Annotated in this window: 12 protein-coding genes, 1 tRNA gene and 1 pseudogene; 7 read left to right on the forward strand and 7 right to left on the reverse strand. The window is 62.7% G+C overall.

Annotated features, from left to right (window positions below):
* The 3 genes and pseudogenes from JOZ76_RS36935 to JOZ76_RS36945 form a co-directional block, all read left to right on the forward strand.
* Window positions 1-115 (forward strand): annotated as a pseudogene (locus JOZ76_RS36935) (phasin); the annotation flags it as partial.
* Window positions 116-466: 351 nt separating this feature from the next.
* Window positions 467-543 (forward strand) — tRNA-His (locus tag JOZ76_RS36940).
* 457 nt (window positions 544-1,000) lie between these two features.
* Window positions 1,001-1,168 (forward strand): hypothetical protein, encoded by a 168-nt coding sequence (locus JOZ76_RS36945; protein WP_291706301.1) that lies wholly within the window; start codon window positions 1,001-1,003, stop codon window positions 1,166-1,168.
* Window positions 1,169-1,385: 217 nt separating this feature from the next.
* On the opposite strand, the gene JOZ76_RS36950 is transcribed toward JOZ76_RS36945, so the two are convergent.
* Together JOZ76_RS36950 and JOZ76_RS36955 are read right to left on the reverse strand one after the other, a co-directional pair.
* Window positions 1,386-1,610 (reverse strand): hypothetical protein, encoded by a 225-nt coding sequence (locus JOZ76_RS36950; RefSeq protein WP_291706302.1) that lies wholly within the window; start codon window positions 1,608-1,610, stop codon window positions 1,386-1,388.
* Between the two features lie 253 nt (window positions 1,611-1,863).
* Complete coding sequence (locus JOZ76_RS36955) at window positions 1,864-2,241, reverse strand: VOC family protein (protein ID WP_291706303.1); 378 nt, start codon at window positions 2,239-2,241, stop codon at window positions 1,864-1,866.
* A 393-nt stretch (window positions 2,242-2,634) separates the two neighbouring features.
* Here JOZ76_RS36955 and JOZ76_RS36960 point away from each other — a divergent pair, with 393 nt between their 5' ends.
* The 4 genes from JOZ76_RS36960 (at window position 2,635) to JOZ76_RS36975 (ending at window position 5,913) form a co-directional block, all read left to right on the forward strand.
* Entirely contained in the window at window positions 2,635-3,447 is an 813-nt protein-coding gene (locus JOZ76_RS36960; protein WP_291706304.1) for a phosphotransferase, read from the forward strand.
* A gap of 538 nt (window positions 3,448-3,985) precedes the next feature.
* Complete coding sequence (locus JOZ76_RS36965; protein WP_291706305.1) at window positions 3,986-4,522, forward strand: dienelactone hydrolase family protein; 537 nt, start codon at window positions 3,986-3,988, stop codon at window positions 4,520-4,522.
* 19 nt (window positions 4,523-4,541) lie between these two features.
* Window positions 4,542-4,883, forward strand: a complete 342-nt coding sequence (locus JOZ76_RS36970; protein WP_441300163.1) for a hypothetical protein — start codon at window positions 4,542-4,544, stop codon at window positions 4,881-4,883.
* Window positions 4,884-5,235: 352 nt separating this feature from the next.
* Window positions 5,236-5,913, forward strand: coding sequence for a ParA family protein (locus JOZ76_RS36975; RefSeq protein ID WP_291706306.1), 678 nt, complete (start codon window positions 5,236-5,238; stop codon window positions 5,911-5,913).
* Window positions 5,914-6,150: 237 nt separating this feature from the next.
* Here JOZ76_RS36975 and JOZ76_RS36980 read toward each other — a convergent pair whose 3' ends face one another.
* The 5 genes from JOZ76_RS36980 to trxB form a co-directional block, all read right to left on the reverse strand.
* On the reverse strand, window positions 6,151-6,285 hold the full coding sequence (locus JOZ76_RS36980; protein WP_291706307.1) for a TAL effector repeat-containing protein: 135 nt from the start codon (window positions 6,283-6,285) through the stop codon (window positions 6,151-6,153).
* Between the two features lie 135 nt (window positions 6,286-6,420).
* Window positions 6,421-6,660 carry a hypothetical protein gene (locus JOZ76_RS36985; protein ID WP_291706308.1) on the reverse strand — a complete coding sequence of 80 codons (240 nt, stop codon included), beginning with the start codon at window positions 6,658-6,660 and terminating at the stop codon, window positions 6,421-6,423.
* A 161-nt stretch (window positions 6,661-6,821) separates the two neighbouring features.
* A complete protein-coding gene (locus tag JOZ76_RS36990; protein WP_291706309.1) occupies window positions 6,822-7,751 on the reverse strand; it encodes a 4-hydroxy-tetrahydrodipicolinate synthase family protein in 930 nt (309 codons plus the stop codon).
* Between the two features lie 651 nt (window positions 7,752-8,402).
* Window positions 8,403-9,326 (reverse strand): LysR family transcriptional regulator, encoded by a 924-nt coding sequence (locus JOZ76_RS36995; RefSeq protein ID WP_291706310.1) that lies wholly within the window; start codon window positions 9,324-9,326, stop codon window positions 8,403-8,405.
* Window positions 9,327-9,334: 8 nt separating this feature from the next.
* On the reverse strand, window positions 9,335-10,300 hold the full coding sequence (gene trxB / locus JOZ76_RS37000; protein WP_291706312.1) for a thioredoxin-disulfide reductase: 966 nt from the start codon (window positions 10,298-10,300) through the stop codon (window positions 9,335-9,337).
* Window positions 10,301-10,310 lie beyond the last annotated feature (10 nt).

Consider the following 10,310-nt stretch of genomic DNA (forward strand, 5'->3'; position numbering starts at 1 on the left):
CGAGACCTACGCCGCCCAGGCCAAGGAATTGGGCGAGCTCAGCCAGAAGATCGCCTCCGACACCATGGAGCCGATCAAGAGCAATGCGTCAAAGCTGTTTAAGCCGGCTGCCTGATCGGTGCAGGTGCATCGGCTGACGTTCAGCCGGGCAAGGCCTGTTCGCGGACGTCGATTGCGTAGCTGTTCCCTGCAAGCCCGGGCCGGTCGCCCGGGCTTGCCATTTTGAGGCCGCCTTGTCGGTGCGCAGCCGCATCGGAGGTGCGTCCCCTCCCGGGTTGCGCACTTCAGGTTTGCGCAAGACGGGCAGGCCCGACTTGCTTCGGGGGGAGGGGGCAGCCCCAAACTCAATCGGCGGAAGTTTTGCGGAATGGGCGGGAGCGGGCCGGATGCAGCCTTGCCAATTCTGCACCGCCACACTAGTTTCCGCCCCGCTCGGCGCCTCATCTGGGAGGCGGCCGGTCCGGATGCAGTTGTAGCTCAGTTGGTTAGAGCGCCTGACTGTGGATCAGGAGGTCGGTGGTTCGAATCCACCCAACTGTACCAATCCACCTAAATTGCCCCGCACATCCAGCATCTTACTGATAGACCGAGCATATTTGCGCGCCTTACAATACAAAAGGGCGTACAAATGGCACTACGGATGGTCGCGTTAAATCGGGCGAGCGATGGCCGGTGGTTTGCCCGCAAGGGCATCCCTGAGGACGTGCGCGATGAGTACGCGCGGCTGTACGGCGTACGCCGCGAAGCGCACTTGAAGTTGCCGGGAGACACGCCCCGCCACGAAGCGAAGGTTCAGCTTGGCGAGTGGGAGGCGGAGGTGGGGACGCGCGGCGCACATGTCGCCTCATGATGACGGCCGCCGCAGAGCCATGCCGCCCTGGAGACCGCAATGCGGAAGTTGATCCCGGCGCGACCGCGCGTGTATTGCTTGATGCAAAGACGGGGGCGAGGGCGGCAACGGGCGAAGTAATCGTGCATCAGTTCAAGAGGGAATAAAATCGTGAACCCGTCCCAAGAAGAATACGATCGGTTGGTCGCCATCGAGGATAGGAAAGACGCCAGAACGGCGCGCCACATCATCGAACGGATCGCGAGCGGCGTCGAAACCATTCTGAGCAAGAGCCAAGTTGACGAATTTCTAAGAGCAGAAACGCCGCCTGCCGGATGATACGGTCAAGCGGCGGCGATCCCGCGAATTGCATCGTACGAAACAAACAACGGTCTAGGGCGTGTGCTATAGACCAGCGCGAGGATGATGTCCGCTTAGGCCCCAACAGCAGCGTTAGAGCAGACATTCCGGGACTGCCGCTTCGGGCCAACAGGCGACATCCGAAACGACTAGGGGCCGACCATATACGCGGGCATCGCGCCAAAGGCGCCTTTCGCTAACGTCGTCCTCGCCAAGAAATGGCAACTCTGTGGAGGCGAGCGCGCACCGTGGCACCACTGCGATCAAAGTCCAATTCGGGATGGTCCGCGAACATTTCTTCTGCTCGGCAGATGGCTCCAGCCTCGTCTGCCGCGTGAAGGATCGTCACGTGGAGCGTTTCGCCGTCGCGCTCCCAGACGACTTCGTACATCTCCATGCCGGCCTGAAATTTGAACACCATAAGACCTCCCACGAGGCAGACTATATCACGGCAGAAGATGCGCTAGCCGCACTTCGCGGTCGGGCCAGAAGCGGATGCTTCCTAGAGAAACGTGAGCAGTCTGCCAAGGGTCACTTCCGGACGCATGCATCGCAACAAATTGCTGCGTGTTCGATCAATTAGTCGGGCACAAGCCACACTTGGCTCATTCCGGCAGTCACACTTTCCGAGAGCCTCATTGGCAGCTTTGACGGGCGGCTTCGGAGTCCGCGGCTCAGCGTTTCGTGGTCACCCACGCCATGAATGCACCGGTCGCGTCCGCCCCGATGGCAATGCGCCCGAAATCGGGGACGTCGAACGGCTGCCGGACGATCCTGCCGCCATTTCTCTCGATCTCGGCAATGCGCCGGTCGACATCGTCGACTTCGAGATAGCTCAACCAGTGCGGCGGATCGCCATCGGGAACGATTCCGCGCATGTCGAGGATGCCGGCGACCGGCTTGCCCTCCGCCTTGGCGATCCAGTAGGTGCGGTCCCGGTCCGGCATCGGCATGCCCTCGAACCTCCAGCCGACTGTCGCGGCATAGAACGCCTTGGCCGCCTCGACATCCCGCGTATAAAGCTCATTCCAGACGAAAATTCCGTGAGTCATGGCATCCTCCATGTCATTGGGCTTGACCGGCGCCACCGGCGAAACCGACCTGGACCCAACTCGGCAGCGCCCACCCAGAGGACGAACGAGACCTTGCAAGCCCGACAGCGGGCGTGAACCTTTCCAATCGCGCAGGCGAGGAATCAGCATCAGGTCAGCTCAGAGTCAGGGGCCGAAAGTCTCATTCGGAGCAAATCTGACCTGCACTACCTCCGATAGCAGACATCGATTTCCGCGGTGAAGATTTCTCAGTTGGGCCAAAACCGGACTTGGCACCATTTAGCGAAGTGGACGAAGATCTCTGTAGGTGGAAAGATCGTAGTGTCCGGCGGCCCCGCAAAGGGGGGTTTCTTTTTGCTCGCCGCCGGTGTTTCCTCTGTGCGGAGAACGGGCATGCAGGGATCGCTGGGAGAGAAGATCGGCGAAGGCGTCTTCGCTGATGTCCACGCCTGGGCGCCCGGTCAGGTCGTCAAGTTGTCCAAGCGAGGTATCCCGCAGTGGGTCGTCCAGCACGAGACCCAAATGACCCGCGCGGTCTTCGCCGCCGGCGGTCCGGCGCCGGAGGTGCTCGGCGAAGTCACCCTGGACGGCCGCTTCGGCATCGTGCTGCCGCGGTTCGATGGGCCGACCCTGATGCAGGCTACGCGCACCGGCGCCATCACGCGCGAACAAGCGGGCGCAATCCTTGCAACGCTCTGCCTTGCCGTTCACAAGACGCGACCGCCGCCGGACGCACTCTCGCTGCGCGAGGCGATGGACGCCAGATTGCGGTTCGGCGGCAGCGTGCTTCCGGAGCGCATCACCACCGGCGTCCTCGCGCTGATCGAGCACCTCGGGCCAGATGACGTGCTGTGCCATTCCGATCTTCAGCCCCGCAACGTGATCATGACGGCTCAGGGTCCAAGACTGATCGACTGGCTCGGCGCGGCTCGCGCGCCCGCCGCCTACGAAATTGCAAACTGCCATGTCCTGCTTGCCGAGCTTGGCCCGGAGCACGCCGACGATCCGGAGCGGGCCACGGTCAATTCGGTTCTGCAGGCGGAGTATGCGCGGCTGGCCGGCATAGCCCCTGCGGCGCTGACGGCGGCGATGCAGCCCTATTTGCCGATCGCCCGCGTCTTCCTCCTGCTCGGCGGGGTCGTGGTGCCTGACCTACGGGAGCGGCTGCTCCAGCGCGTCGAGGCGGCCCTGCGCTCGGAACACTGAATTGCTTTGGTCGCGCGCGAGCTGGCGTGGCCTATCGAAGCGAGTGGTTAGTGTCTCCTTGCCATTCGCGTCGATTTGGCCGTGCGTCGACCATTTCCGGTCCACCCCCTGAAAGCTGAGGACAGGCGTTCGTTCGTTTACGCCGGCTATAAGTGTCCGTGCAGTTCTTAGACTTACGGTGTGGATGGGCGGACATGAGCCTGCTACGCTGACTCCGTTCGGGAAGCGGAGCGAAGGAAAATGGTTACACGAGCCAAAGCATGTCTCGGTGTAGCAGTGTTCGTTGCATGCCTTTCCACCAACGTCGCCATCTTGGCGGGAGAATTGGTCAGGTTCGAAAGTGCTCCCGTTCACGTCGGCCAACTCCAGCAGCGCCTGGCGCGCGAACGTGGCGAAACGCCGAAAGCAGAGTCTGAAACGATTGAGGGTTACCTGTCGAAACCTGAGGGCGACGGCCCATTTTCCGCCATTGTGTATCTCCACCGATGCGATGGACTTTCGGAAGACGCCCGAACGTACAACGCGCGGGGCTTCGCTTATGCTGGATAGCTTTGCGACCCGTGGCATCAAGAACGCCTGCACCCAAGTGACGCCGGGCCTGCTGCTTACCCGCCAAGGTGATGCTTTAGGCGCGCTATCCTATCTTTCCAATCTTCCCTTCGTCGATTCTCAACGTATCGCGGTTGTTGGATATTCGCAGGGTGCAATGGTTGCGCTGCAGTTGGCGTCGAACCATCAGGCGGAAATCTTTGACGTCCCCCGGGATCGAAAGTTCAAGGCCGCCGTGGCCTACTACCCGCTTTGCGGCGTTGCCTCCGAGGAACTCATCGTTCCTGCATTGATCATGATCGGCGAACTCGACGACTGGACGCCCGCGACGGACTGCGAGCGTTTGGGTTCGATTGGCGCTTTCGGCTGGAAGCCCGCGGTCGAACTCGCCGCCCGGAGTCCCCGCGTCCAGTTCCGCCCCGGCAGGCTTGATCGATCCCCCGAAATCGCCGCACTGGCGGGCGATTGTCGCGCCTGTCCTTGCACGCATTGCTTGTCAGGGTGTAGCGATTCACCCACAATTTGAGAAAGGCTGGGGAGGGATGATGCGCAATTTCGGATCCGGCTGGGTGCGCGCCGCGGGCGCGCTCATGGCCCTGTGTTCGGCGTCGATGCTGCCGATCGCGGCTCGCGCCTATACGCCCGAGCAGCAGCAGGCCTGCACGGGGGATGCCTTCCGGCTCTGCAGTTCCGAGATCCCCGATGTCGATCGGGTCACCGCCTGCATGATCCGCAACAAGAGGCAGCTTTCGCCGGAATGCCGCGCGCAATTCGGGCCGCCTTCCCGTGCCGCAGCCAGGGCCGACAACGTCAGACCGGCCGCGAAGCACAAGGCTGTGAGCGCAAAAACGCGCAAATCGAAAAAGCCGGCGAAGCGCGAGGCTTGATCGCGCGCGTCGCTGCGACAGCGGGCGCGGTTTTCGCGCGTTGCCCGAAAGCCTGACGTTGAGGCAAATAGAGATCGCACCGGTAATCGTGAAGCAGCTCGTTCGTTCTCTTGCCTCTTCTTCAGCACCGCTTGCCGATGCAAGACCAAACATCCGTTTGATTACGGAGTTCAAGTGGAGTCCAAGATGAGCGTGCTGCCGACCCGCAGCATTGCTGCGGAACTCCTGTGACTCAAAAGCCAAAGCACGACATCAATCAGTGATTACGCGATCGCGGCCGGCAGATTTTCCTTCCACGAATCAGGCCGGTGGATCATTTTTGCGGGTGGGGAGTCAATCTGGAGGCCGAGGTATGAACGTCATTGTTTTTGCATCGCGTAAAGGCGGCTCGGGCAAGAGCACGCTCGCCGCGCATCTTGCTGCGCAGATCAAGGCAAACAAGGCTTGTTTGCTGATCGATGCCGATCCGCAGGGGTCGCTCACGCTCTGGCACAAGCTGCGCGGCACCAACGAGCCGCCGATCAAGACCGCGGTCAATTCCGTGGGCGCGATCGTCGCGGCCGCCAGGCGCGATGGTTATGAATGGGTGCTGATCGACACGCCGCCGAACCTGTCCGCGGTGGTCGACGACGCGATCAAGAACGCGACGCTGGTGATCATTCCGGCGCGGCCCGGCGTGTTCGACGTCAACGCGGTGCAGGAAACGATCCAGACCTGTCGCGCGGCACGGAAACCTTATGCCGTGGTGCTGAACGGCGCGCCGGCACGCAGGGATGATGCGGAAAGCCCGATCGTGTCGATCGCGCGCGAGGCGCTGGCCAAGTTCCGTGCGCCGGTGTGGGGCGGGCAGATCACCAACCGTGCCGATCTGTTGATGGCGCTCAGCCACGGCGAGGGCGCGCGCGAATATTCCGCCGAAGGCCGCGCGGCGGCCGAGATCGGCCGGTTGTGGGCTGCGATCGAACGCTCCGTCAAAGCCATTCGCGGCACGATGTCCGCGTCCGGCGCCATGCACAAGCAGGCGGCCTGAACTTCCGTCTCTTCCGGCTCGCAACCGGGACGGAGATACTGCTCAATTTGTTCTGACGTTTGTTGCCGCCAAGTTGGTACTTGACCTTCGCTTTGTGATGATGCGGGCGCCTGTCCCCTTGAAACAAGCCGGGCGCCCGATGACGACGCAACATCACAGATCCTGCGGCTGGCGATTGTCCCGTGCGATCCTGCGCGCGTTGAGCGCGCGGCTCGCTTGCGCGCCTGCGCCCGACGTTCAGGCGACCATCAGCACGTAGAACACGATCACCGGCGACAGGCACAGGATCACCGACCAGATCCCGATCGCCCAGAGAATGTCGGCGGTCGAAAAACCCCGCTGGTCGAGGAGTGGATGGTGTTCGGTCTTCACGTCGCGTCCCCCTGCTTCTGCAGACTTCTTGCGGCTTGTTCTGAACCGCCTTTTACGTGCAAGTTTTTAAGAAGCTTTTCTTCAATCTTCCCGGCTTTGGGCGCCGCGCCGTGAGGCGCGGTTAACCACAGCTCGTCAATTTCCGATAAATCCGTGATAGGCCAGCACCGGAAAGAAGCCGAGCAGAACGGCCCAGAAGCCGAATGACGAGACCAAGAGAACGTCCCGAATGATCTCGTCCACTATTGCGGCCGTACGCATCGCTCTTCGCACCATGTTTCCTCCAGCTTTTGGTGCAGCATAGACGGTGCGGCTTAAGGATGCGCTGTCGTGCCGGTTCAATCCGAGGCGACGGCGCAACCTGAAATCAACCATGGCCGTGAATGGGAAGTCGCTCTGTCTGATTCAGTCATTCCGGGGCGCGCGAAGCGCGAACCCGGAATCTCGAGATTCCGGGTCTGGTCCTACCGGCGCGCTTCGCGCGGATCCGCTGGGACCATCCCGGAATGACGGTGCAGGGATGACGATGCACGCCCTCACGCCACGAGGTCGCGCCGCGGCCGGCGGAGCGCGCCGCGCCGCGACATTTCCTGCTCCAGCCGCGCCGCCAGCTCGGTCGAGACCTCGACCATCGGCGAGCGGACTTCGGCGCTCGCGATCAATCCGCTGCGCGCCAGCCAGTATTTTGCCGGAGCCGGGCTTGGTTCGGCGAACAGCAGCCGTGTGAGCTCGCGCACCTCGCGCCAGGCGGCCTCGGCCGCCGCGCGATTGCCGGCCTGCAGATGGCTGCGGATCGCGGCAAACGTATCGGTCTCGACATGGGCCGCGAGCAGGATCGCGCCGTCGGCGCCGGCGGCAAGCGCATCGAAATAGTCGGCGTCCTCGCCGGTGAGCACGCGAAATCCTGCAGGTCGTTTGCGCAGCAGCTCGGCGGACAGCGCGCGATCGGCGCAGCAGTCCTTCAAGCCCGCGATGTTCGGATGCTCGGCAAGGCGGAGCAGCGTGTCGTTGGTGAGGTTGACGGAGCTCCGATAGGGAATGTTGTAGAGCACGATCGGATGGGCGGCGCGGCTCGCCAAGAGACTGAAGTGTTGCCACAGGCCGCGCTGCGACGGCCTGACATAATAGGGGCTCGAGATCAGATAGAAATCGATCGGCCAGTTCGCCGTGCGATCGAGCTCGGCCATCAGCTTGCGCGTCCCGGCACCGGAGAGGCCGAGACAGACCGGCAGGGCGCGCCGCTCGCTGGCGAGTTCGGCGCGGACCAAAGCGACGATGCGCTCGAGCTCGTCGCCTTCGAGCGTCATGCCTTCGCCCGATGTCGCGGCGAGCACGAAGCCGTCGATTTGGCGGCCGGCATAGTGGCGCACCAGCCGGCGTAACGAGGGCTCGTCCAGCGCGCCGTCGCGGAACGGCGTGACAAGCGGCAGCCACAGGCCGCGCAACTGGGTCGGCAGATCGGTCATCACTCACATCTCCTCCTGGTGGAGTGCCGGAGACGGAGCAAGAAAAAACCCCGTCCTGGCGGCGGGGTTTTTCGGGTCGGCTGTTGACGAAGATGTTATCGCGCGCGCCGACCTGAACTCCCCGGGAAGAGAGCTTTTTTCCAATGGCGGGCGGCGCGGAAGGTCTTCGTCATGATCATAGCATGCGGTGCGCGCACGAATCTGTCAACGGGTGTTGGAACCCAAAGCACGATAACGCACAACGAGTGAGGGAGTCCGGCCGCAACCCGGAAAAAAAGCCGGGCTCGAAGGAGCCCGGCTTAGGTATTGGCCAATAGAGGCCGACACAATCACCTTCCAAGAGGGATTACTGAACCGCTGCTTCGCTGGAGGAGGGGGACAAAGCGCGGAGCAACGCCTCAGCACGCACGCATTATGGTGCGCGGCTACGTCATGCGGCAAGCATCCGAGCCGCATGTCAGTCATGCGCAAAATATCGGCCGGTCCAAACGTCATGCGCGTTCCGCGGCGCGAGGCGTTTAGAGAATTTCTATCCCGCGCACGATCCGGACCCGAAGGGCCGCGTTAGCGTAAAGTGCGAAGGTTTTTTCGAGAAGATGATGCGCAAACAAGAATCTAAAGCAACGAACGCGATTCAACCTTACCAGCACTCTAGGACGGCCAGCGCTGCGCCTTGCTGACCACGAAGTCGCGGAACACCTGCACCCGCGCCACCGTCTTCAATTCTTCGGGATAGACGAAGTAGGTGTCGAGCGCGATCGAATCGGATTCGCCGAACAGCTGCACGAGGCGGGAATTTTCCTCGACCAGATAATCGGGCAGTGCCGCGATCCCGAGGCCCTGCTGGCAGGCGCGCACCAGGCCCAGAATGCTGTTGACCCTGAAATAGACTTCGCGCGGACCCGAGCCGTTGCGGCCCGCCTCGATCAGCCAGTTGCGGTTCTGCAGGTGCGGCGCGACCTGGCCGTCCGAGAGCATGATGATGCGATGGGCGTCGAGGTCGTCGAGCGTGCGCGGCGTGCCGAAGCGCTTGATGTAGTCCGGCGAGCAATAGGCATGGAAGCCGATCGAGAACAGCTTTCGCTGGATCAGGTCCGGCTGCGTCGGCTTGCGGGTGCGGATGGCGACGTCCGCTTCGCGCATCGAGAGATCGAGTTCCTCGTCATTGACGATCAGCTGGATGCGGATCTCCGGATACAGCGCCGTGAACTCGCCGAGCCGCGGGATCAGCCAGTTGATGCCGACACCGGGCGTGGTGTTGATCTTGAGATCGCCGCTCGGCCGCTCGCGGCTGTCGGTCAGTTTTGCGCGCGCCGCCTGCAACTGCATGAAGACATCGTGAGCGGTGCGGAACAAGAGGTCGCCCTGCTCGGTCAGGATAAGGCCCCGCGCATGACGGTGGAACAGCGACACCGCGAGTTCCTGTTCGAGCGCCGAGACCTGGCGCGACACCGCCGACTGCGACAGTCCGAGCTGTTCGCCGGCATGCGTGAAACTTCCGGCTTCCGCTGCGGCGTGAAACACCTTCAGCTTGTCCCAATCCATATCGGTAAATCCGTCGCGTGATCTGGGCATGGTCATCATCATTCCGCAGCGGCGCGTTCATTGGCGCGCAAGGCGAGAAATCGTTCGGCTTCGAGGGCGGCCATGCAGCCGAGGCCGGCGGCCGTGACGGCCTGCCGATAGGTTTCGTCGGCGACATCACCGGCCGCGAACAGTCCGGGCACCGAGGTCGCGGTCGAGTTCGGCGCGACCTCGACATAGCCCGACGGTTTCAGCTTGATCTGGCCCTGCACCAGGTCGGTCGCCGGCGCATGCCCGATGGCGATGAACACGCCGTCGGCGGGAATGTCCGTCAATGCGCCCGTCCTGACGTTCTTCAGCCGCACATGGGTCACCTTGGCCGGGTTGTCCTCGCCGCGGATCTCAGAGATCGCCGAGTCCCACACCACCTTGATCTTCGGATTCTTGAACAGCCGCTCCTGCAGGATGCGCTCGGCGCGGAAGTGATCGCGGCGGTGCACGATCGTGACCGTCGAAGCGAAATTGGTCAGGAACAGCGCCTCTTCCACCGCGGTGTTGCCGCCGCCGACCACAACGACCTCCTTGCCGCGATAGAAGAAACCGTCGCAGGTGGCGCAGGCCGAGACGCCAAAACCCTTGAACTTCTCCTCTGAGGGCAGACCCAGCCAGCGGGCCTGCGCGCCGGTGGCGAGGATCACGGTTTCGGCGAGGTAAACGTCGCCGGAATCACAGGTCAGTCGGAACGGGCGGTGCCCGAGCTCGAGCTTGGTGACGAGATCGGTATGGATCTTGGTGCCCATGTGGGCGGCCTGCTTCTCCATCTGCTCCATCAGCCAGGGGCCCTGGATCACATCGGCGAAGCCGGGATAGTTCTCGACGTCCGTGGTGATGGTGAGCTGGCCGCCCGGCTGGATGCCCTGGATCAGCACCGGCTCCAGCATCGCGCGCGCGGCGTAGATCGCCGCGGTGTATCCCGCGGGGCCAGAACCAATGATGACGACCTTGGCATGGATCGGAGCTTGCATGAGGTAGGGT

This window comes from Bradyrhizobium sp., from assembly GCF_019244115.1.
Lineage (GTDB): Bacteria > Pseudomonadota > Alphaproteobacteria > Rhizobiales > Xanthobacteraceae > Bradyrhizobium.